This is a genomic window from Glutamicibacter sp. GQ173 (assembly GCF_059759215.1).
Genome location: NZ_JCAXDT010000005.1, coordinates 217,656 through 239,425, shown reverse-complemented (window position 1 = coordinate 239,425; position 21,770 = coordinate 217,656). Strand labels below are relative to the sequence as shown.

18 protein-coding genes are annotated in these 21,770 nt (G+C 59.4%); 12 read left to right on the top strand and 6 right to left on the bottom strand.

Going from position 1 to position 21,770, the window contains the following annotated elements:
* Window positions 1-4 precede the first annotated feature (4 nt).
* Together AC6CHO_RS10270 and AC6CHO_RS10265 are read right to left on the bottom strand one after the other, a co-directional pair.
* Window positions 5-778: a polyphosphate polymerase domain-containing protein gene (locus tag AC6CHO_RS10270; RefSeq protein ID WP_498214919.1), complete on the bottom strand. Its 774-nt coding sequence runs from the start codon at window positions 776-778 to the stop codon at window positions 5-7.
* Window positions 775-1,392 carry a DUF4956 domain-containing protein gene (locus AC6CHO_RS10265; RefSeq protein WP_498214918.1) on the bottom strand — a complete coding sequence of 206 codons (618 nt, stop codon included), beginning with the start codon at window positions 1,390-1,392 and terminating at the stop codon, window positions 775-777. Before AC6CHO_RS10265 ends, AC6CHO_RS10270 begins: the two co-directional genes overlap by 4 nt.
* Before the next feature lie 326 nt (window positions 1,393-1,718).
* Between AC6CHO_RS10265 and AC6CHO_RS10260 the strand changes: the two genes are divergently transcribed.
* From AC6CHO_RS10260 to AC6CHO_RS10240, 5 genes are all read left to right on the top strand, one after another.
* Window positions 1,719-2,078 carry a GntR family transcriptional regulator gene (locus AC6CHO_RS10260; protein WP_498214917.1) on the top strand — a complete coding sequence of 120 codons (360 nt, stop codon included), beginning with the start codon at window positions 1,719-1,721 and terminating at the stop codon, window positions 2,076-2,078.
* A gap of 29 nt (window positions 2,079-2,107) precedes the next feature.
* Complete coding sequence (locus AC6CHO_RS10255) at window positions 2,108-3,022, top strand: ABC transporter ATP-binding protein (RefSeq protein WP_498214916.1); 915 nt, start codon at window positions 2,108-2,110, stop codon at window positions 3,020-3,022.
* On the top strand, window positions 3,019-3,714 hold the full coding sequence (locus tag AC6CHO_RS10250; RefSeq protein ID WP_498214915.1) for a hypothetical protein: 696 nt from the start codon (window positions 3,019-3,021) through the stop codon (window positions 3,712-3,714). Before AC6CHO_RS10255 ends, AC6CHO_RS10250 begins: the two co-directional genes overlap by 4 nt.
* 182 nt (window positions 3,715-3,896) lie before the next feature.
* Entirely contained in the window at window positions 3,897-4,394 is a 498-nt protein-coding gene (locus AC6CHO_RS10245) for an SRPBCC family protein (RefSeq protein ID WP_498214914.1), read from the top strand.
* Window positions 4,395-4,602: 208 nt separating this feature from the next.
* The gene (locus tag AC6CHO_RS10240; protein ID WP_498214913.1) at window positions 4,603-5,604 is read left to right on the top strand and encodes a 3'-5' exonuclease; all 1,002 of its coding nucleotides are present in this window, start codon (window positions 4,603-4,605) and stop codon (window positions 5,602-5,604) included.
* 68 nt (window positions 5,605-5,672) lie between these two features.
* Here AC6CHO_RS10240 and AC6CHO_RS10235 read toward each other — a convergent pair whose 3' ends face one another.
* On the bottom strand, window positions 5,673-6,611 hold the full coding sequence (locus tag AC6CHO_RS10235; protein ID WP_498214912.1) for an ADP-ribosylglycohydrolase family protein: 939 nt from the start codon (window positions 6,609-6,611) through the stop codon (window positions 5,673-5,675).
* Between the two features lie 51 nt (window positions 6,612-6,662).
* Between AC6CHO_RS10235 and AC6CHO_RS10230 the strand changes: the two genes are divergently transcribed.
* The 3 genes from AC6CHO_RS10230 to AC6CHO_RS10220 all read left to right on the top strand — a co-directional run bounded on the left by AC6CHO_RS10230 (window position 6,663) and on the right by AC6CHO_RS10220 (window position 12,266).
* Entirely contained in the window at window positions 6,663-7,829 is a 1,167-nt protein-coding gene (locus AC6CHO_RS10230; protein WP_498214911.1) for an exonuclease SbcCD subunit D, read from the top strand.
* A complete protein-coding gene (locus AC6CHO_RS10225; protein WP_498214910.1) occupies window positions 7,826-10,879 on the top strand; it encodes an AAA family ATPase in 3,054 nt (1,017 codons plus the stop codon). The genes AC6CHO_RS10230 and AC6CHO_RS10225 overlap by 4 nt, the downstream gene beginning before the upstream one ends.
* A gap of 157 nt (window positions 10,880-11,036) precedes the next feature.
* Complete coding sequence (locus AC6CHO_RS10220; protein ID WP_498214909.1) at window positions 11,037-12,266, top strand: MFS transporter; 1,230 nt, start codon at window positions 11,037-11,039, stop codon at window positions 12,264-12,266.
* 84 nt (window positions 12,267-12,350) lie between these two features.
* On the opposite strand, the gene AC6CHO_RS10215 is transcribed toward AC6CHO_RS10220, so the two are convergent.
* The gene (locus tag AC6CHO_RS10215; RefSeq protein WP_498214908.1) at window positions 12,351-13,046 is read right to left on the bottom strand and encodes an IclR family transcriptional regulator; all 696 of its coding nucleotides are present in this window, start codon (window positions 13,044-13,046) and stop codon (window positions 12,351-12,353) included.
* 266 nt (window positions 13,047-13,312) lie between these two features.
* On the opposite strand from AC6CHO_RS10215, the gene AC6CHO_RS10210 reads away from it, so the two are divergent.
* Window positions 13,313-14,653, top strand: coding sequence for an MFS transporter (locus AC6CHO_RS10210; RefSeq protein ID WP_498214907.1), 1,341 nt, complete (start codon window positions 13,313-13,315; stop codon window positions 14,651-14,653).
* Window positions 14,654-14,778: 125 nt separating this feature from the next.
* Here the strand turns inward: AC6CHO_RS10210 and AC6CHO_RS10205 are convergent, their stop codons facing one another.
* Both AC6CHO_RS10205 and AC6CHO_RS10200 read right to left on the bottom strand, forming a co-directional pair.
* A complete protein-coding gene (locus AC6CHO_RS10205; protein ID WP_146274901.1) occupies window positions 14,779-15,792 on the bottom strand; it encodes a LacI family DNA-binding transcriptional regulator in 1,014 nt (337 codons plus the stop codon).
* Window positions 15,793-15,906: 114 nt separating this feature from the next.
* Complete coding sequence (locus tag AC6CHO_RS10200; RefSeq protein ID WP_498214906.1) at window positions 15,907-17,595, bottom strand: glycoside hydrolase family 13 protein; 1,689 nt, start codon at window positions 17,593-17,595, stop codon at window positions 15,907-15,909.
* 269 nt (window positions 17,596-17,864) lie between these two features.
* On the opposite strand from AC6CHO_RS10200, the gene AC6CHO_RS10195 reads away from it, so the two are divergent.
* The 3 genes from AC6CHO_RS10195 to AC6CHO_RS10185 all read left to right on the top strand — a co-directional run bounded on the left by AC6CHO_RS10195 (window position 17,865) and on the right by AC6CHO_RS10185 (window position 21,752).
* Entirely contained in the window at window positions 17,865-19,127 is a 1,263-nt protein-coding gene (locus AC6CHO_RS10195) for a sugar ABC transporter substrate-binding protein (protein WP_498214905.1), read from the top strand.
* Window positions 19,128-19,236: 109 nt separating this feature from the next.
* A complete protein-coding gene (locus AC6CHO_RS10190) occupies window positions 19,237-20,832 on the top strand; it encodes an ABC transporter permease subunit (RefSeq protein WP_498214904.1) in 1,596 nt (531 codons plus the stop codon).
* The gene (locus AC6CHO_RS10185) at window positions 20,832-21,752 is read left to right on the top strand and encodes a sugar ABC transporter permease (RefSeq protein ID WP_498214903.1); all 921 of its coding nucleotides are present in this window, start codon (window positions 20,832-20,834) and stop codon (window positions 21,750-21,752) included. The genes AC6CHO_RS10190 and AC6CHO_RS10185 overlap by 1 nt, the downstream gene beginning before the upstream one ends.
* The last annotated feature ends 18 nt before the right edge of the window (window positions 21,753-21,770 follow it).

The following is a 21,770-nucleotide window of genomic DNA, read 5'->3' as shown; positions in this document are numbered from 1 at the left end:
GCTCCTAAGGATGCAAGGAAACTGCGGTGGATAGTTTGTGCTTGGTTGTCTTATGCCAGCGGTTGGCTGGCAGATGCTGATGGATCAAGCTCATTCCGGTGGCAAATTTTGAGATCCGTGATGGTCGAACCTGGTGGCTCCAGAGAAATTTGTCGGCTGGGCCGGCGTTCAGGGCCGATTTAGTTTCCACGATGATTTCGTTGCATTCGAGGCGGAACCCGGTCTGTGGATCCGTCCAGATCAGGTTGTTGTCCACGGTGACGCGGCTGTTCGATTGAGGCAGGTACAAGGTGGTGCGGGAGTAGGAGGAATCAATGACCGGGGTGAGCTCAGCTGGTGCGATGGGGCAGGTTCCCAGCTCGTGCTCCAGGGTCTCGTGGATGTATTCCAGCGATTCTCTGCCCAGCGCACTACGGGCTGCAAAGGGGTGTTCGATTCGTTCCTTCACCGTCTGTTCGCGGGCGCCTTCGGTTTTCACCTCCAAGTAGCACTGTTCGGTATCCAGGTAGCTTCGGGTGCGAATCTTGAAGCGGCGCCGGCGCGGATGCGCTGCCAGGTGAAAGCTGGCCAGATCAGAGGTATCGAAGTAGACCGAGGTGTAAGCCGATGCACGGCGCCCTTCGATGGACAGGACCAGTGCTTGCTGCGCCAAGAGCGGGAGGAGCTCGTGGGCCTGCTGCTGGGTCAGGATGTATTTTCGGTCTGTGCGGGTCTGGAGCGCGGCGGCCTCATTGAGTTCATGGAGGCTTATGGTTTCCAGCTGGTCGGTGAAATTCATCGTGTCTGCTCCGTAATGACTTCGTGGTTCTCGACGGTGCGTGATGACGGTTGTTCAACGAGGCCGATTCGTGGGGCTGAGAACCGAACCTTGACGATTGTTTTGTCGTTGACAAGGTCCAACTGCTGGACCACAGCCTGGTGGATCGTGGCGCCATTGAGGAGCAAGCCGAGGCGGGAATGGAGCTCGTCATCGTTGGCGATGGCCCGGTCCAGGATGACTTCCTGATGGCGGTAAGTAGGCAGGACCTTTGAGTGGTCGGCTACGAGCATCGCGATCAGGATGAGGCCGACCAGCGCCAGTGGCAGCCAGATGGGCGTTGGACCCATGCCGGTGATCAGGCCGATGGCCAAGGCCGAGAAGTAGTAGGCAATTTCATGCTGTTCCAGTTCGGTCGAGCGCAGCCGGATGATGGAAAGAACTCCGAAAAGCCCCATGCCCAATCCGGCGCTGACGGTGCTTCCGGCCAAGGCGGTCGCCACGGCGAACACTCCTATGTTGATTCCGATGTAGGACACAGCCAAGTCCCGGCGTCGATGGCGGCGAAGGTAGAGGCCAAAAGTGAGGATCAGAATGGCTGCGACGTCGGCGGCCGCAAAGAGCAAGATGGTCATGGAGTTCCTTGTAGTTCTTCGAAAAGGGGGCTGTCATAAGTTTTGAATTGATTGCTGTGCGGTTCGTAGGGCAACGTCATGAATCAGCTAAGGGGCAGGTCAAACGCCACTCCTTGACAGGAAAAGCCTTGCTTTCTGGGTCTATAAAAGCGCGGAATAGCGCGAATTTTCGACGTGATTTGGGATTTTGTATGCACCAATTATGAAAATGCACAGAAAGGCTAAGCATCAGGTCTTGCGCTCCAGCGGACAAGGTTCTATGGTTAGTTACATGAGTAACTAACCCACTAACCAACGGCGTGGGTGGGGCATGGAGAGGGGCCGGCGTGATCGATGATTCAAAACCGATTTTCATGCAGATCGCAGAGCTGATTGAGAACGACATCATTTCTGGTGTCCTCCCCGAAGAAGCGCAGGTTCCGTCCACCAACGAATTCGCGGCTTTTTACCGGATCAATCCAGCCACCGCAGCCAAGGGCATTAATCGACTGGTAGAAGACGGGCTGCTTTACAAGAAGCGGGGGATCGGCATGTTTGTCACCCAGGGAGCGCCACAGCGGCTGCGTGAAAAGCGTCGCGAAAAATTCCAGCAGCAATTCATTGCTCCACTCACCGCCGAGGCTTCCAAGCTCGGCATCGGAGTCGACGAACTGGTCGCCATGATCAAAAATGGTTCGAAAACCTAAGGCTTCATCACTAGTCAGGGAGGAACGGCATGACTCGATCAACAGCAATCGCCACCAGCGAGCTGACCAAAACCTACAAGGATGTCAGGGCGTTGGATAACGTCAGCCTGGATCTGGAGCCCAACCGGATTTACGGGCTGCTCGGACGCAACGGTGCCGGCAAGACCACACTCATGTCCATCCTGACCGGCCAGAACTATCCGGACTACGGCACCGCGCGGATCTTCGGTCATGAACCCTTCGAGCACGATCCAACGCTCACGAGGATTTGCTTCATCCGCGAATCCCAAAAGTACCCCGAAGATTTCAAAGTCCATCAGGCCTTCAAGGCTGCGGCACTGTTTTTCGAGAACTGGGACGAGCAATTGGCGCAGGACCTGGTTCGCGACTTCGATTTGCCGACCAAACGGAAGATCAAGAAGCTCTCACGGGGCCAGCTTTCGGCAGTGGGTGTCATCATCGGCATGGCTTCCCGTGCGGAAATCACATTTTTCGACGAACCATACCTCGGACTGGACGCCGTGGCCCGGCAAGTCTTCTATGATCGCCTCGTTGAGGACTTCGCCGAGTATCCACGTACCATCGTGCTCTCCAGCCACCTGATTGACGAGGTCGCGAATCTGCTTGAACACGTCATCGTAATCGACAAAGGCCGGATCATCATCGACTCGGATGCCGAAGCCCTGCGGGGGGCGGCTGTGACCGTGACCGGTGACGCAGCTAAAGTCCAAGAATTCATCGGCACAGCCAAGGTGCTGCATCGTGATGCGCTCGGCGCACTGTCCAGCGTCACCATCGAGCACCAGCTGGATGCAGGCCGCCGCGAACAGGCGAAACTCATGGGATTGGACCTGAGCCCGGTCTCGCTACAGCAATTCGTTGTCCGCAGTGCCTTGAGCGAAGCAACTCCAGCGATGGACGAAAAGACGGAGTCCCGATCATGAACCGCATCATCAAGGTTGCCCGAATGCAGCTGATTAATAAGGCCACCTTCATCGGTATTCCGCTGCTGATTCTGGTCAGCGCTTTCCTTTTCACCTTGGCCATCTGGTGGCTGGTCCGCCGCAACGGCGGTGACGGCGTGATGTACGGCGGCGGCGCCCAGGCGCCGATGTGGTACTTCCTCGCACTTGGGATCCAGGCGTTGACGATGACCTTCCCCTTCTCTCTGGGGATGAGTATTTCGCGACGGACTTTCTACCTTGGCACCATCGCGTTGTTCTCCACGTGCGCCTTGGCGCTCTCGATTTTCTACTACCTCATGGGACTCGTGGAAACGGCCACTGGAGGCTGGGGACTTGATGGTAGATTCTTCGCCTTGCAGTGGATCGCCGACAATCACTGGTTCGTCCAGATCATGTTCTACTTCGTGCTCATGGTTTTGCTGTTCATGATTGGCTTCCTGATTGCGACGATCTACATGCGTTGGCGGCAGGTGGGCATGGTCTTCTTCTTCACTATGCTCGGAGTGCTGGTATTGGGAATCATCGCGTTCTTCACCTTTTCCAGTTCCTGGACTCAATTCTGGAGTTGGGCACTGACCTGGACCGCAGCGGGAGTAACCCTCTGGGGAGGCCTGCTGGCCGTACTGCTGGCGGCAGGATCCTACGTCACGCTACGCAAAGCCACGGCATAAGACGGCTCGAATTCCAATAATCGCTGCTTGGCTTCCGTTCCTTCAAGACGGGCGCCGGGCAGCGTTCTTGCACTCCATGGAACCCAGTGGCCAAGAAGGCAAATTGCTATTCTATTTACAGCCAAGGGCGAAAGCCCGCCCGCCAGTCTTCTTTTCTGAACCAAGACACTAGGAGAGCTTGTATGAGCGCCAAAGCCACCGGAACCCGGAGTGCCGACGGGGCCTTGGAATTGCGACGAGTCTTTTCCCTGGCACCCAACGAATTATGGAAATACCTGGTTGACTCGGAGCGGCTAGGCTTGTGGTTCGGGACATGGAGCGGAGATCCAAGAACGGGTGCCGTTGACCTGGTGTTGCTGGCCGAAGAGGGAGCACCTCGCGAGAGGGTGGAAATCCTTGAATGCGACAGCATGGCCTTGGCACTCAAGGTGCGCACTGGAGAAGGAAGCCAAACCTGGCAGCTGGAACTATTTGTCGAAACCTCGGCCGATGGCAGCGAACTTGTTTTCCAAATGCCGGGACTCGACCTGGCGATGGCCGGTTCCGTGGGACCAGGATGGGAGTTCTATCTCGATCGGCTGGTCATGGCGGCCGCAGGAGGCGACCCCGCAGATGTTGTTTTCGAACCCGATTATTATCCGGCACTGAGCGGCTACTACGACCAACTCTTTCGCTCATGATCCGGCAGTATTTGCCGCTCGGTCCGATAGGGTTCTTTATTATGTGATATGCCCTGCTTGCTGCGCACCGCCTTGGCTGCATTTCCATAGATTTTGCAGGTCAAGGGTGGAGACTTGGCTTCAAACCGGCGAGTGAGCGACCGCGGCGCGCATCGCTTGAGCGGGCACAGATGCCAAGACCACGGCATAAGGGAGTAAGCTGTTGGGCGTGGCATTGGACTTCACAGCAGTAGATTTTGAGACAGCAAACGGTTTTATCGGCTCCGCCTGTTCGGTGGGCCTGGTCAAAGTACGTTCCGGAAAAATAGTTGAAACCGAGCAGTGGCTCATGAAGCCGCCGGCGGGTTTTGACCACTTCGACCCCCGCAATGTGTCGATCCACCACATCACCCCGGACATGGTCATCGACTCGCCACGAGTCACGCAGAAGCTTCCGGAGTTGCTGGACTTCATCGGCTCGGACGTGCTGGTGGCCCACAATTCCTCTTTTGACTCCGGAGTGATTCGTGCCGCCTCGGAGGCCAGCGAAATCCCGGTTCCGGAGATTGCTCACCTGTGCACCGTGAAGCTCTCCCGCAAAGCCTATGACCTGCCCAGCTACTCCCTGCCTTTTGTCGCCGAGGAAGCCGGGCATCCCATCGAGAATCACCACGAAGCGCTCGCCGACTCCACCGCTTGCGCTTGGGCCATGATCGATATGGCTGAACGCAGCGGTTTAGAATCCCTGCTGGAAACGGCAGACTACTATGGCGTGCGCCTGGGGCTCACCTCAGCATGGCAACCGGGTGACGAATACTCGCGTGCTACCCGCGACGCCCAGGGATGGCTCGCTTCCGGACACCCTCTGCCGCCACAGGACGTGTTCAATAACTGGCCTCAAGAAGGGCCAAATCCGTCGCCAAATCTTCAGGCGGATCCGGGGCATCCGCTCTATGGTCAGATCTTGGTCTTCACCGGCAATTTGGCCCTGCCGCGTCCGCAAGCCAAGGAACTTGCCGCCGAACACGGCGCGCAGACCGCATCGCGGGTTACCCGCGCAACCACCGCTCTGGTTGTCGGCGACGGGTTTGTCCCGCAGGACCTGGCCAACGGCCGGTTGACCAACAAGGCCAAGCACGTTTTGCGCCTGCGCGAAAAGGGCCAGAAGGTCACGATCATTTCCGAAGGCGAATTCTTGCAAATGGTTGGCGGCTTCGGGCTGACCGCCTAGCCCCAGCAGGAAAACGGCGATGGCCGGCTCATCAGAGCCGGCCATCGCCGTGATTCGAAAAGTCCTGCCTAGACGAGCAGGGCCATCCAGCGATCATGCAATTCCGAGATAATGTCATCCAACGCGCTGGCTGGACGTTCGCCAACAGCTTCGGTGCCATAGACGGCCGCCAGCAGGGCCACCGCGTAGGCATCAACTTCAGGGTCCCGATCCACCGGAACCGAAACGACTGACTCAGGAGCAGCCGAGACGTCGGACTCGGCCGGTTCTGCCTCGGTGTTCTCGCCAAAGTACGCGTTGTAGGCATCTTCTGGCGACAGCGAAATGTTTTCGCGGATTTTGGCCACCACGGCACGCAAGGCTTCGGCCGATGGACCTTCAAGCTCAACCAGCAGGCCGTCCCACTCGCTGGCCGACTCCTCGGAGCGTTCCATGGCCGAACGAACGATCCTCGCTGCGGCTACAGCAGTTTTGGCTGCCTGGGCGTCGTGGGTCAGGAAGGCGGCCGAACGAGCAAGGGTTTCTGTGGTGCCCAGCGGCACACGGGCCAACAGCGCGGTAATCGCAGCGCGTGGCAAGACCCCAGTGGAGTCGGCATCGGCCCCTGTCGGGCGGCCTGGATATCCCATATCGGCGCTGTTCAATCCGGAGATATTCTGCGGATCGCCGTCAGCGATTTTCCCGAAGATTTCAACCTTGGGAAATTCCTTATCGATCCAGCGGCCCAGGGGTTCGGGCGCACCGGCAGGGAAAGTCCCGGTGAGTTTCTTGTAGCCGCGCAGCGCGGCAAGCCACATGCAGGCTGCCTCGTCGCTGGCAACGCCATCACGAGCCCACTCCAACGCTTCCAGCAAGCCATCGGCCAGGTAGAGAGGGAGGATTTCGGTGGCGCCGGGGTCGATGTCGTCACGGGCGTGGGTTGCGCCGTCGGCTAAGCCGAGGAGGATCGCAAACACCTTGTCTGAGTAGTTCTCTGGCAGGAGTGCAGATTCACCGGTTTCATTCACAGCTCCATTCTAATGTCCAAGTTGTCCCCGACATTGCATATGGTTGGAAATATGCGATTGCTACACACCTCCGATTGGCATTTGGGCCGGACCTTCCACGGTGCGTCCCTGATTGACGCGCAGCGCAGGATCCTTCAGGAAATCATCGATGTCACGGCCAAGCAGCAGGTTGAGGTGGTGCTGATCTCCGGTGATATCTACGACCGCGCCCTGCCCCACGTTGATGCCGTCCAACTGTGCAACTGGGCGTTGTCCGAATTGCGGGGAACCGGTGCCACCGTAGTCATCACAAGCGGCAACCATGACTCGGCCTCCCGATTGGGCTTTGGCGCTGGGCTTTTGGATAGTGCCGGGGTGCACATCATCGCGGATCTTGACCGCATGCTCGCTCCGGTGGTGTGCGATGCAGGGGATCACCAAGTGGCCATCTACGGCATTCCGTACCTGGAACCGCGCATGGTGATGGAGCGCCTGGGAGCCGCCAAAGCCAGCCACGAATCGGTGGTGCAGGCAGCAATCGGCGAAATCGACGGGCACCTCGCGACGCTGCAGAATGGTCAGAAGCCCATTGTTTCCGTTGCCATGGCGCACCTATTCGCGGCCGGCGGCATTGGCAGCGACTCCGAGCGCGAACTGAGCACCGGAAACTTGGATGTGGTTCCGGTCGAGCTGTTTGAGCACTTTGGCTATACCGCCTTGGGCCACTTGCATGGTCGCCAAAAAGTACGGGACCACGTGCGCTATTCAGGTTCGCCGTTGGCCTATTCCTTCTCCGAAGTGAACCAGACCAAGGGCATGTGGCTGATTGATACCTCTGCGCAAGGCATCGGCGCAGTCCAGGAAATCTTGCTTTCGGTTCCGAAGAAGTTGGCGATTCTCAAAGGCCGGCTGGCTGATCTGCTCAACGACCCGGAACTGGAATATGCCACCGAAGCCTGGTGCCAGATCACGCTCACCGATCCCGAGCGCCCGGCCGAGGCAATGAACGCCCTGCGCACACGCTTCCCCGACACCGTGGTGCTGAATTTCGCTCCCGAAGGCGGCGAAAAGGCATCCCAGCCCTCCAGCTATGCCCAGCGGATGGCCAAGGCGACCAGCACCGAAGAGGTGGTGGGCGACTTCCTGGAACACGTGCGTGAACGAGCGGCTGATGAAGCCGAACGCGAAGTCGTCACAGCCGTTATCCGAGCCACCCGGGAAGCGCAGGTCAGCCATTGAGAATTCATCAACTCCGGATCCAGGCTTTTGGCCCCTTTGCCGGAAGCGAGCACATCGACTTTGACGAGCTCGCCGAGGGTGGCCTCTTTCTCCTGGACGGGCCCACCGGCGCAGGAAAATCCAGCATCCTCGATGCGATTTGCTATGCCCTGTACGGCACGTTGCCCGGTAGCCGCACAGGCAGCCGGCAAATTCGATCCGATCATGCACCTGCCGACCTGGCTCCAGAAGTGCTCTGCGAGCTGACCATTGGCGATCGCCGCTTTGAAGTGACCCGCTCGCCTGCGTGGATGCGCCCGTCAAAGCGGGGCAAGAACAAAACCACCGAGCAAAAGGCTTTCAGCTTGCTGCGGGAGTTCACCCCTGATGGGTGGAAGGAACTCTCGACCCGCAACGACGAAGTTGGACATGTGCTGGGCAGTCTCTTGGGGCTTGATCGTGAACAGTTCACCAAAGTGGTCATGCTGCCTCAAGGCGGGTTTGCGGATTTCCTGAGGGCCAAGGCCAAAGACCGCGAGGATCTTCTGGCCAATCTTTTCGATACGAGTGACTACGCGCGAATTGAAGAAGAATTTTCCTTGCGTCTTTCCGAAGCACGCAAGAAAACTGAGAGCCTCGAAGCCCGTCTGAGCGCATCTGAAGAGGCCATTCACACCGAAGCGCGAACCTTCCTGGCCGGCCGCGAGCCTTTGAGCGAACCAGCAGAGCAAGATGAAGCGGTCCTGGCTTCTCCCGACGATTATTTTGCGGACTATCGTACCCGCATTGGCCAGATCCACCGGCTGGCCGAAGCTGAAGCCCAGAAGCTGCGGACGCAGAGAACACGCACAGGCGATCATGCGCGTGCGCTGGAAGAACGCCGTCGCGTATTCGCCCGGCTTGGTGAACTGCAAACGCTGCAGAGCCGCTTTGGACAGGGCCATGGCGCAGCGCTGAGTGCCAGCAGCAAGCTGGAGAAAGACGCCCAGGCCGCGGCGGTACGCGCCTATCTTGCGCAGGCCAACAGTGCTCGGGCCCCCTTGCAGCAATCCACATTCGCATGGGATCAACAGCAGCTGTGGCTAAGCCAGGCCGTCGGCATGGCCTGTGACCCTGATGCATCGGGCTTGGACAGGCTGCGCCAGGAAAGCACGGATGTTGCCGAGGAATTGGCCATTGCGAAGTCTGCACTGGCAGAAGAGAAGCGTCGCGTCGGCCTTGCCAAGGATGTGTCCAAGGCAGAACAGAACACGGCAACGCACGAGAAGACTCGGGACCAGGCAGAGGCCGAGGTCGCACAATTGAAAATTGAACGCGAAAAATTGGAGAGCGAAGACCTGGACCAGGCCGGGGCTGGTGAAAACCTGCAGCGAGCCAAGGAACGCCAGCAACTGGCTGAAACGCAAATTGCCCATGCGCTGACCCGTGATGACCTGGAAATGAAAGTCCTTGCGGCCCGCGAGCGTTCAATTGCACAAGAGCTGAAGATTGTCGACGCTGAAAAAAGCTTGTTGGCTCTGCGCACCGAGCAGCTAGGCCAAAGCGCGTTGCGCCTGGCAGCTGCGCTGGAGGAGGGGCAGCCTTGCCTGGTGTGCGGTTCAGCGGAGCATCCTGCCCCGGCGCAAGCAGATGCTGATGCCGCTTTGATCGACGACAAGCAGATCCAGATCTCCGAGGAGCTGGTGGCCTCTGCCCGTGCTGAAGGACAAAAGGCCGCCCAGGCGCGGGACACGCTGGCGGCCAAACTGGAAACGGCGCAGGTCTCCGCGGGCGAACAAAGCGTCGCTCAATTGCGCGAGGAACTGGGCGCGGCGCAAAGCCAACTGGAACTGGCACGCAAGGAGCAAGCCGAGATCTCTGCCCGCGTGGCAAAGCTAGACCAGCTTCGTGCGCGGATCGAGCAGCGTACGGCTCGCGCAGCCCAAGCCACCCTCGAACATTCCACAGCGCGGCAAAACGCCCAGTCATTGGCTGCCCAGCTGGAACAGCTTGACGCGAAGCTGGAAGAGCTGCGTGCTGGCAAGGAAAGCCTGTCCGACCAGGTCCTCGGGCTTCAGAGGAAATCCGAGGGGCTGGCCGCTTCCGTGCAGGCCTTGCGCCAGTTGCTCGAAGCCCGGAAAGCGTTGATCGAGGCCGAATCCGCGTGGGATAGGGAACGGAGGGAAGCCGGCTTTGAAACCATTGGCGAGTTCGATGCCGCTGTGCTGGAGGCCGTAGAACGCGAGAGGCTGAAGCAGCTGCACCGGGCGGATGCAGATCTTGCCAGCGCCATTGCAACCCTCGAAAAATCCGAAGACTGCCGTGCGGCTCGGGAACTGGAAGCCAAGGGCGTCCAGGCTCCGAACGATGATGAAATTCTCCAATCGCGTGCCCTGGCCGCGGCTGCAGAGGAACAGTATGAAGCGGCCCGCGAACAGGTGGTTCTGGCGGCAACCTGCTTGGAACGCCACGAGGAATCGGTTGGACAGCTGCAGCGCCTTCGGGCAGATGCGGGTCCGGTGATCGAAGCCTACCGGCGCTTGCGCGGGCTGGCTGAAGTGATCCGTGGCGGGGGAGAGAACCTCTACAAGATGACGCTCAGCACCTATGTTTTGGCTGCCCGGCTGGAGGAAGTAGCCATTGCCGCCACCGAGCGCCTGGATGCGATGTCCGGTGGCCGCTATTCGCTGCATCATGATGATTCCAAGCAAGGGAATTCAAAGTCCGGATTGGGTCTGCGGGTTTTGGACTCGTGGACCGGAAAGTACCGGGAAACCCAAACGCTGTCCGGCGGCGAGACGTTCATGGCATCTTTGGCTTTGGCTCTGGGCTTGGCAGATGTGATTTCCCATCACTCGGGCGCGGTGGACATGCAAACCCTCTTTGTTGATGAGGGCTTTGGATCCCTGGATGCCGAGACCCTGGAAGAGGTGATGCAAGCGCTGGAGAACTTGCGAGCGGGCGGACGAACGATCGGCCTGGTATCCCACGTTGCCGAGATGAAGCAACGCATCTCCAACCGGGTGTCCGTGCTCAAGACCCAGCACGGCTCGACCATCCAGCGCGATAGCCTGCTGGGCACTGGCCAATAGGATTGGACTTGCCGCTTGCTGGTGGCTATCTTGAAGGTAGTGCCATCAGGCATGTCTGGGAATTTGTGCGTCGGGGGGTGTGGGACGGCGCACGCTTCGTTATGGAGTTTTGTTGACTCAGTATGCGTTGTCGAAAGAAAAACGCGAGGATTCGGCGATGAAATCCGGTTACTCTGCGCTTGTTCCCTTGGTCGGAGCCCCGTTCCTGCCACTGACATTCCTGGCCCGCTTGCCTTTGGCGATGCTGACCATCGGGTCGATGACCTTGGTCACCGCCACCACCGGATCTTACGCCTTGGGCGGACTTGCTGCGGCCATGGTTGGCCTTGGTTCTGCGGTAGGCGGACCCAGCATTGGCTATCTTGCCGACCGCTTCGGGCAGCGCCCCGTCCTGGTCACCGTCGCCTTGATCCACAGCATCTTGCTGGTTTTGCTGACCCTTTTGGGAAATAGCGGCCCGGACTTATCGGTGCCCCTGCTGGTCGCCATGTGCCTGGTCACCGGTGCTACCGGACCCCAGGTCGGTCCGATGTCGCGCGTGCGCTGGATTGCCATGACCCGCCAGCAGAAGAAGAATCCGAAGGTCTTGTCGGCTGCCTTGAGCCTGGAATCCATGTTTGATGAATTGGGATTCGTTTTTGGGCCAGTGGCGGTGGGCCTGCTGGCTTCGCTGGTGAACCCGGTGCTGCCGTTGTATCTGGCGGCAATCATGACCTTGGTATTGGTCCCGATTTTTGCCACCCACTCCACCGGTCGCGCGGTCAAGCCGGCCGCGGCCACCGCGACCACCGAGAAGGTGCGGATCTCCGGTGCCCAAGTGGCTTCGATCAGCGCACTGGTATTGGGCATGATCGCACTGGGTACGGTCTTTGGCTCATCGGCCGCTGGAACTTTGGCCTTCGCCGGAGACCAGGGAAATTCGAATGAGGGCGGCCTGCTCTACGGCGCCATGGGCTTGTCCAGCGCCATCGCGGCCATCTCGGTAGCTGCATGGCCACAGTACTTCCGGCAGATCAACCGCTGGATTCTCTGCGGCGCGCTATTGACAATCTTGAGCTTCGGGCTCCACATGGCTGCTACGACGCCATGGATGATCGTGGCGCTGTTTATTGCAGGTTTTGCCGTGGGACCCGTAATCGTCACCGTTATGACCTTGGGTGGAGAAGTCGCGCCGGCTTCCCGCCTGTCCACGGTGATGACGATGCTTTCGGCCGGCATCGTCGTCGGCACGGCAATCGGCAATGGCTTGGCCGGAGTCTTTGCCGAGTCGTTGGGCTACTTGGGGGCGTTTTGGGTATCCACCGGTGGCGCGGCAGTCATCTTCCTCGCGGCGCTGGCGATGAAGGTGATCGTCGCTAAGTCGCCGACGCTCTCCAGGGTTCGCTAAGGCACCTTTAGGCAGATAAGGGAAACCCGCAGCGGATCCAACTCGGATCCGCTGCGGGTTTCATGTTTATACGAGGGGTCGCAGCTAGTGGGCCAGCTTCTGGCTGATCCGTCCAGCTGACAGCTTCAGCGCTTCGATCACCGGCTGGTATGAGTCCACGGTGCTTGTCGCGAAGACGACGGCGAGGGCTGCAGGAGCTTGCCCGGGCTGTTCGATGGGCACGGCCAGCGAGGTGACGCCTTGGATGACTTCGTTTTCGCTCATGGCATAGCCGTCGAGCCGTGCTTGCGCTGCGGCATCGCGATAGGCAACGGAGGTGTCCATCGCTTCCCAGGCTTCCTTGCTGTAGCTCGATTGGATAGCGATGCCCGCGGCGCCCACGTCCATGCCGTGAACCGAACCAGGGCGATGGACGATGGCGCGCTGCGAGTTCAGTGGCGACACGGACTGCAATGTCGTGCACAGGTCGTATTCCCACACAGCGACGAATGCCGTCATTGAGAGTTGATTGGCCAGCGTGGTGAGTTCCGCGGTCGCTGTAGCCTGCAAGTCATGCTGAACGGAGCGGGCAAGTGCTGCTAGGCCTGACGCTGGGCGAATGTGGCCTGCCGCGTCGCGGTTGAGCAGGTGGTGTTGTTCGAGCGTGCGGATGATTCGATACGCAATTGAACGATGGACCTCAAGCTTCTCGGCAATTTCTGCAATCGACAGGTGTACCGGGGAGTCGGCGACCATTTCGAGGACGCGGATTCCGCGGGAAAGGGTCTGGGAAGTAGGCATGGAACTTCAATCTGGCGCGTGGCATTTGAGTAATGCTCGTCAGCGCCCTCGCGGTGAGCCTTGCGACTGCTGAATAGTTGCTTTAACCGCAATTTTAGTCGTTCTCTATTAGAACACCGAATTCTCTTCAGACGCGGGCGGCGGATCCTGGCTTCTAGCTTTGCCCTCCAGTCGCCGGTGTTGTGATCTTGTTCACTCTCAGATTATGATAGTGAGAACAATATACCGTCCGAACGGTCGGTAAAGTAACGGGCAAAGGGCAACTCATGTCATCTACAGTCACTCGCACCCAGGAAGAGCGCCGGGTACTCGCCGGAACTCTCGTGGGAACCACCATTGAGTGGTATGACTTCTTCATCTTCGCGCAGCTCACGGCCACCTTGCTGGCACCGCTGTTCCTCGCGCCGCTGGGGGAGTCGAATCCCGGACTAGCTCAGATCCTCTCCTTCGCGATGATCGGCATTTCCTTCTTCTTCCGTCCCCTGGGCGCTATTGTGGCCGGCCATCTCGGCGACCGGTATGGACGCAAGAAGATCCTGGTCCTGACCCTGATCTTGATGGGTGCCGCCACGGCGCTCATCGGCGTTCTTCCCACCTACGCTTCGATCGGTATTGCTGCACCTATCCTGCTGGTGCTGCTTCGCGTCATCCAGGGCTTCTCGGCCGGCGGCGAATGGGGCGGCGCGGCATTGATGGCAGTGGAGCACGCACCAAAGAGCCGTCGTGGCTACTTTGGCGCCTACCCGCAGATCGGTGTGCCGATCGGCATGATCCTGGCTACGGGACTGCTCTACATTCTTCGTGTGGCCATGTCTCCAGAAGCTTTTGCCGCCTGGGGCTGGCGCATTCCGTTCTTGCTTTCGATTTTGCTGATCCTCGTGGGCTACATGATCCGTCGCGCAGTAGAGGAATCGCCGGTCTTCAAGCAGCTGGCCTTGCGCAAGGCCGCAGAGCACACCCCGCTGCGCGAACTGATGGCCAAGCACTCAAAGCAGGTATTGCAGGCGGCGCTGATCTTCATTTCCAACAATGCTGCCGGCTACTTGGTGATTGCGTTCTTCATTTCCTACACCACCGCAGTCCTGAAGATGCCGGTGGCACCTGTGCTGTTGGCGACCACCATCGGTTCGGTAGGCTGGCTGATCTTCACCCTCGTCGGTGGATGGCTTTCGGATCTGATTGGACGCCGTACAACCTTTGTTATCGGCTACGCGATTGTCTTCGTATGGATGATCCCGATGTTCATGCTGGTGGATACCGGGAATATCGTTCTATACGCGGTGGCGATCTTCGTGCTGACCGTGGGCCTGGGATTGTCTTACGGTCCGCAGTCGGCCATGTACGCAGAGATGTTCCCGGCCCACGTGCGCTACTCCGGCATTTCGATCGGCTATGCCATTGGCGCCATTCTCGGCGGCGCCTTCGCTGCGACGGTGGCGCAGATTCTGCTGGAATCCACTGGAGCATCGATCTCGATCGCCATCTACATCATGGTGCTGACGATTATTTCGGTGGCCGCGGTGTTGTGGGCCGGAGAGACCCGAGGACGGAATCTGCACGTTGAAGAGGTCGAAGGAAGCTCCGAAGACCTGAGGGCTTCCCACTAAAAAGCAATCCAGAAGCAACCTGCCCGCGCCCTTGACCGGATTCGAACGATCCGGCCAACGGCGCGGGCAGCTTTTTAAGCCTGGACACGGTGCTGAAGGCGAGGGCTCGCTGTGAAGCGGGCAGTCTAGGACGCGTCGAGGGGGCGCGTGGTTGACGAGCGGACCACCAGGCGGTGATCAACCGTGTGCGCGTGCGCAGGCTCCTCGCCGCGGATGGCCCGCAGCAGCATGGCAACAGCCAACTCGCCTTGTTCATGAGGCCGTTGCTCTATGGTGGTCAAGCCGAACATTTCCGACAGGTCGTGGTTATCCACGCCAATGACCGAAAGGTCGCGGGGGACTTGCAGCCCAAGATCGCGGGCCGCGAGAATCGCGCCAATGGCCATTTCGTCGCTGGCGGCCATGAGAGCGGTGGGACGCGCAATCGGAGCGCCCAATAATTGCTTGGCCGCCGCGTAGGCCTGCGGCATGGTGAAATCCGCGCCAACGCAGAGCTTGTCGTCAATTTCGATGCCGGCCTGATCCAGCGCCTGCTCGTAGCCGGTGCGCCGTCGGCTTGGAACGCGGAAATCCACGTCGGTTTCCTCGTTCCCGCCAATAAACCCGATGCGCCTGTGCCCCAGGGAAATCAAGTGCTGGGTCGCGAGCGCAGAGATTCCTTCATCGTCAACATGCAGCGTGGGCACGCCAGGCAGCGGGCCGCCGACTCCCACCAGGGGCTTATCCAGTGCATGCAATGCCTGGACTTCCTCGGAATTCAGCTCAACATTGACCGCGATGACTGCATCGACGCGCTGGCGCAGGAGGAAGTCGGAAAAGACTTTTTCACGCTGGATGCGATCCTTCGTCAACTGGTAGAGCGTGGTGTCGTAGCCCTCGTCCATGAGCGTGCTGGAAATGCCTTCCAGGACGCTGGCATAGAACCAGTGGTTGATCACCGGGACCAGAACGCCGATATTTCGGGTGCGGCCCGAGGCCAGTCCGGAGGCTGAGGATGAAACGACGTATCCCAGCTCGGCAGCAGCGCGTTGCACCGCTTCCTGGGCGGTGGTTGACACCGATCCCCGCCCGGACAGGGCGCGGGAGACTGTTGCCACCGAGACTCCGGCAGCTTGGGCGACATCTTTGATCCCGGCCACAATACGTCCTTCCTTCAGGTATGTGGCCGCGATATGCGTGAAAGTGCATTGAGCACAGCGCGGCCACTGTTCAACGATACCCGGTGTCCTTGACGCCGGGACTGATTTCCTTGGCTATGCCAGCAAGAACCACATGGTGGTTTCGGCGGGAATCATCCCCGGGGCGGTGCTGTCCCGGGGCTGGCTGCGAACCAGTTCCTGGACGTTCTGCGCGAGCGACGGTAGCGCAAGCGGCGCGGCTCCAAAGTTGGCAACGACCAGCACCTTGCCATTGCTGAAGGCCAGCAAGTCCGGCTGGTCTCCTGGCACCCACTCAAGACCGCCGGTGCCCAACCCGTGGTCCTTGCGCAGCTGGAGCAGCTGGCGGTAGAGGTTCAATGTGGAATCTGGATCTTCTGCCTGCAGGTCGCGGGCATAGGAAGCCCACGATGATGGCTGCGGAAGCCAGCTTTTGCCGCTGTCGCTGAAACCATAGGACGGGGCATCGCCCTTCCATGGCAGGGGGACCCGGCACCCGTCGCGGCCGTAGCGCTCGCCATTGGTGCGGAACCATGTGGGGTCCTGGCGGGCATCATCGGGCAGATCCACGGCCTCGGGCAATCCGAGCTCCTCGCCCTGGTAAAGGTACGCGCCGCCCGGAAGCGCGAGCATGAGCGCAGTCGAGGATCGGGCCCGGCGCAGCCCGGTGGCCGGATCGGGAAGGTTCGGAGTCTTGGGGCCGATCCCTTCGCCCTGGGGATTCTCGTCGGTCAGGGCCAAACGGGTGGCATGGCGCACGACGTCGTGGTTGGACAAGACCCACGTGCTCGGTGCCCCTACCGCGCCAAACTCGTGCAGTGATTCATCGATGGTTTCCCGCAGTTGCTGCGCATCGTAGTCGCAAGAGAGGTACGGGAAGTTGAAGGCCTGGTGCATTTCATCGGTGCGAACCCATTTGGCCATCAGCGACAGCGGGTTAACCCATGCTTCTGCGCACAAGACGCGGTCGCCTTCGTATTCATCGATCACCTGGCGCCATTCGCGGTAGATCTCGTGCACTCCGTCCTGGCCCCACCATGGGGCGAGTTCTTCGGTGCCGCCCATCGAAGCGCCAGCCGGATCCGGGGTGAAATCGGGAAGCCCTTCTGCCTTGATCAGCCCGTGGGCCACGTCTACGCGGAACCCGTCGGTGCCGCGGTCTAGCCAGAAACGCAAGACATCGCGGAACATCGCGCGCACGTCCTCGTTTTTCCAGTTGAAGTCCGGCTGCGATGAATCGAAGATGTGCAGGTACGACTGGCCCGCGCTGCCGTCCGGGTTGGTGGTTGGCGTCCACATCGGCCCGCCGAAGACCGACTCCCAATTATTGGGGTGGCCCTGTTGCACAGGATCCTTGAAAATAAATCGATCACGCTCCGGGGAACCCGGGGCCGCGGCAAGGGCTGCTTGGAACCAGGGATGCTGGTCCGAGCAGTGGTTAGGCACCAGATCGATAATGACTTTCAGCCCTAGTTCGTGGGCTCGGGCAACCATCTCATCAAAGTCCGCGAGCGTGCCGAAGAGCGGGTCGACATCGCAGTAGTCAGCGACGTCGTAGCCTGCATCCTTCTGCGGGGAAGTGAAAAACGGGGAAAGCCAAATAGCATCAACTGATAGTTGGGCGATGCTCTCCAGGTGCTGGGTAATGCCACGCAGATCGCCCATGCCATCGGCATTGGAATCAGCAAATGAGCGTGGGTAGATCTGGTAGATCACCGACGAGCGCCACCATTGGGAATTTTCGGTTTGCAACGGGTTATCTGCTTCTGCGCGAGTTTGAGTCATGCCCGTAACGATAATCGAAGCGCGTCGGAATGTAAACGCTTGCAATATTACTTTGGGGCTCGGAATGTGCGTGAGGGCCCAGAGCGGCAGTCCGTTGCCCTTAAGGCTGATTTTATCTGCCGTCTTGCCAACCCTGGTGATATGTGCCACTCTGGAAACGCTTACAAAACGACGAGCCACTCGCACTTCCTCTGCCTAACCGGCGGTCCCGCGGGATTCCCGCACCCCGAACTGGCCCCTCGGACAAAGTTGTCACGAAAGGACATCACATGAAGGTGAACACACGCCCCTGGCTTCTAGGCGGAGCACTGACGGCTATTGCAGCCCTGTCGCTCACCGCCTGCGGCGCTTCCGGATCATCCGAAACCTCCTCCAGCCCAGCAGCCGAACAGTCCTCGCCAGCTGCCGCTTCAGGTGGTTCCCTGACTGTTTGGGTCGACGCAAACCGCGAGCCAGTGCTGAAGGAAGCCGCGGCTGACTTCGAAAAGCAGTCCGGCGTCAAGGTCGACCTGGTCATCAAGGACTTCTCCAAGATCCAGGAAGATTTCCTGCGCCAGGTGCCCACCGGCAAGGGGCCAGATATCACCATTGGCGCGCACGACTGGCTGGGAAATCTTGTGAACAACGGCGTGGTTCAGCCAGTTGAGCTGGGCGACAAGGCCTCGGAATTCCAGGATGTCTCCATCAACGCAATGAGCTACGAGGGCAGCACCTACGGTGTCCCGTATGCCACCGAAAACCTGGCACTGCTGCGCAATGCTGATCTGGTGGATGAAGCCCCCGAGACCTTTGACGACATGATTGAAGCCGGCAAGGAAGCCGGCACGGAATTCCCGTTCCTGGTTCAGGTCACCGATGTGGGCGACCCGTTTCACGCCTACCCATTCCAGACCTCATTCGGCGCACCGGTCTTCGGTTCCGATGACACCGGGGCCTACGACCCGGCCGACCTGCAGATCGGCAATGAAGGCGGCGTGGAATTCGCAAAGTGGCTGGCCGAGCAAGGCAAGGCTGGAACCCTGAAAACCAGTATCGATGCGGACATCGCCAAAGAGAAGTTCGTCTCCGGCGATTCGCCATTCTTCCTGACCGGCCCGTGGAATGTGGAAGCAGCTGAAAAGGCCAAGATGAATCTGGCCATTGACCCGATTCCGACGGCCGGTGGCGAAGAAGCCCAGCCTTTTGTCGCAGTGCAGGGATTCTTCGTTTCTTCCAAGACCGAGAACCTGTTGGCAGCTACCGAATTCCTGACCAACTACATCGGCACCGAGGAAGTCCAGACCGACCTCTACGAGGTGGGCAACCGTCCTCCAGCGAACAAGGCCGCCTTCGAAGCAGCCAAGTCCGACGAGATGATTGCTTCCTTCGGCGAGGTTGGCGCCCATGGCGTGCCAATGCCCAACATCCCGGAGATGGCAGCAGTCTGGGAATTCTGGGGTGTAGCCGAGGCGGAAATCATTACCGGCAAGGCCGACCCGGCCAAGCGCTGGAAGCAGATGACCGAGGATATCGAAAAGGCCATCAGCAAGTAGGCCTGCCTGCAAGCACCACTCAAGCTGGAGCCGGCGCAGCACCACGCCGGCTCCAGCCGCCTGACCAGGCCAGCACTAACTGAACTTTACTGACAGGGACATCTGGAAGATGACTAAGACTGCCCCAGAGGCACCGACACGTCGCACCGACGAATCGAAACGCAAGCTGTCGCCGGCTGCACAACGTTTCGCCAACGCATCAGGCACGAGCCTCGGCTCCATCCTGGCCAAGATCATTCTCATCGCGATCGTGGACGCCACCGCGGTCTTTGCGCTCTTCACGGCGCTGGGACGCGAAGCATGGTTCATTGCCGCCGTCATTGCCGTGATCACCGTGCTAATCAACGTCGTCTACTTCAAGAAGGGATGGCTCCCGGCCAAATACTTGTTGCCCGGCACCATCTTCTTGCTGATCTTCCAAGTTTTTGTCATTGGATACACCGGCTACATCGCCTTCACCAACTACGGTTCGGGCCACAACTCCGACAAAGCCGATGCCATCTCGGCACTGTTGCAATCCAATCAGGAACGAGTTGAAGGCTCACCTGGCTATCCGGTCAAGGTCTACAGTGGCGATGATGGACTGGCCATGCTCATCGAGCGCGAAGGCCAGCAGCTCATCGGCGATGAAAACGATGCCCTTGCGCCAGCGGATCCTGCAACCCTGGGGGACTACACCGAACTGACCTTTGCGGACCTGCTCGGCCGGCAGCAAGAAGTCACTTCGTTGAAGGTGCCGGTCAGCGATGACCCGGCAGATGGCACGCTGCGCACCAGCGACGGCCGCACTGCCTACCAGTACACCTCATCGCTGAAATACGATGAAACAGCTGAGAGCATGACCGATCAGGCTACCGGACTGGTCTACAAGGACACCGGTGTCGGCGCATTTACCGCTGAAGACGGAACACAGCTGATGCCCGGCTGGTCCATCAACGTAGGTTTTGACAACTTCACCCGCGCGTTCACGGATTCTTCCATCAGGGGTGCCTTGTTCTCGGTCTCCGTATGGACTTTCGCTTTCGCATTCCTGTCCGTGGCTTCCACCTTCTTCCTCGGGCTTTTCCTGGCCATCGTCTTCAACGACATGCGCATGAAGGGCCGCAAGATCTATCGCGTCATTTCAATCCTTCCCTATGCCTTCCCGGCATTCCTTGGCGGTTTGGTCTGGGCTGGCATGCTCAACCGGGACTTCGGGTTCGTGAACCAAGTGCTCTTCGGGGGCGCTGGCATTCCATGGCTGACCGACCCATGGCTGGCCAAGCTCTCAGTACTCTGGGTCAACCTGTGGCTGGGCTTCCCGTATATGTTCCTGGTGTGCACCGGTGCATTGCAGTCGATCCCGCAAGAGCTCTCGGAAGCGGCGACCATCGATGGGGCGAAGCCGTTCCAGATCTTCCGCCTGATCAAGCTCCCCCTGCTGCTGGTTTCTGTGGCACCGTTGCTGATCAGCTCCTTCGCCTTCAATTTCAACAACTTCAACGTGATCTACATGCTCACCGAAGGCGGACCGCGCCTTGAGGATGCCGGACTGAACGTGGGTGCCACTGACATCCTGATTTCGATGGTCTACAAGGTAGCTTTCGTCGGTTCCCAGCGAGATTACGGCTTGGCCAGCGCGTTCTCCATCATCATCTTCGTGATCGTCGCGATCATCTCGATCATCAGCTTTAAGCAGACCAAGGCACTGGAGGAGTTGAACTAATGAGTACCGAAACCTCAACGAGGCAAACCACTGCGGACCTGCGCCAGGCCCCGGCCCCAGCGCGGCGTACCTTCGGCAAGTGGTTCGCCACCACCGGATGGCGCCACCTCATCGGCGTGGCGCTGTGCATCTACTCGGCCTTCCCGTTGCTCTATGTGCTCTCGGCTTCCATGAACCCCAACGGCACCCTGCTTTCCTCCAATGGATTCTTCTCCACTATCGGCCTGCAAAGCTACATTGATCTTTTCCAGAATCAGCAGCGTCCTTATGCGGCATGGTTTGCCAACACCCTGTTCATCGGACTGACCACGGCTGCGGCCTCGGTCTTCCTCGGGGCCTTGGCGGCCTACAGTTTTTCGCGCATGAGATTCACCGGACGCCGCGTGGGACTGGTCAGCTTGCTGATTGTGCAGATCTTCCCCCAGCTGCTCGCTGTGGTGGCGATCTTCATCCTGCTCACCTCGCTTGGTGATGTTTTCCCTGCCTTGGGAATCGACAACCAGATCGCCTTGATCATGGTGTACCTTGGCGGCGCCCTGGGAGTGAACACCTACCTGATGTATGGCTTCTTCAACACGATTCCCGTGGAAATCGACGAAGCAGCCAAGATTGATGGCGCTGGCCACGCACGCATTTTCTTCACGATGATCCTCAGACTGGTGGCACCGATTCTTGCCGTGGTCGGACTGCTGTCCTTCATCTCCAGCACCAGCGACTTTGTCCTGGCTTCTGTTGTGCTGGTTTCTCCTGAAAACCAGACGCTGGCCGTGGGACTGTATTCCTATGTGTCAGAGGAGTTCACCTCCAACTGGTCCGTTTTCGCCGCGGGCGCGGTACTGGCAGCACTGCCGGTGATGGCATTGTTCCTGTTCCTGCAGAAGTACATCGTCGGCGGGCTGACCGCCGGTGCGGGAAAGTAGCTGACAGGAATCCACAGG

Bases quoted from the DNA above. Each gene is read 5' to 3' on its own strand.
- AC6CHO_RS10215 (WP_498214908.1), bottom strand. From the start codon at position 13,046: ATGCCTACTTCCCAGACCCTTTCCCGCGGAATCCGCGTCCTCGAAATG.
- AC6CHO_RS10190 (WP_498214904.1), top strand. From the start codon at position 19,237: ATGACTAAGACTGCCCCAGAGGCACCGACACGTCGCACCGACGAATCG.
- AC6CHO_RS10195 (WP_498214905.1), top strand. From the start codon at position 17,865: ATGAAGGTGAACACACGCCCCTGGCTTCTAGGCGGAGCACTGACGGCT.
- AC6CHO_RS10220 (WP_498214909.1), top strand. From the start codon at position 11,037: ATGAAATCCGGTTACTCTGCGCTTGTTCCCTTGGTCGGAGCCCCGTTC.
- AC6CHO_RS10250 (WP_498214915.1), top strand. From the start codon at position 3,019: ATGAACCGCATCATCAAGGTTGCCCGAATGCAGCTGATTAATAAGGCC.
- AC6CHO_RS10210 (WP_498214907.1), top strand. From the start codon at position 13,313: ATGTCATCTACAGTCACTCGCACCCAGGAAGAGCGCCGGGTACTCGCC.
- AC6CHO_RS10270 (WP_498214919.1), bottom strand. From the start codon at position 778: ATGAATTTCACCGACCAGCTGGAAACCATAAGCCTCCATGAACTCAAT.
- AC6CHO_RS10255 (WP_498214916.1), top strand. From the start codon at position 2,108: ATGACTCGATCAACAGCAATCGCCACCAGCGAGCTGACCAAAACCTAC.
- AC6CHO_RS10200 (WP_498214906.1), bottom strand. From the start codon at position 17,595: ATGACTCAAACTCGCGCAGAAGCAGATAACCCGTTGCAAACCGAAAAT.
- AC6CHO_RS10230 (WP_498214911.1), top strand. From the start codon at position 6,663: ATGCGATTGCTACACACCTCCGATTGGCATTTGGGCCGGACCTTCCAC.
- AC6CHO_RS10185 (WP_498214903.1), top strand. From the start codon at position 20,832: ATGAGTACCGAAACCTCAACGAGGCAAACCACTGCGGACCTGCGCCAG.
- AC6CHO_RS10245 (WP_498214914.1), top strand. From the start codon at position 3,897: ATGAGCGCCAAAGCCACCGGAACCCGGAGTGCCGACGGGGCCTTGGAA.
- AC6CHO_RS10265 (WP_498214918.1), bottom strand. From the start codon at position 1,392: ATGACCATCTTGCTCTTTGCGGCCGCCGACGTCGCAGCCATTCTGATC.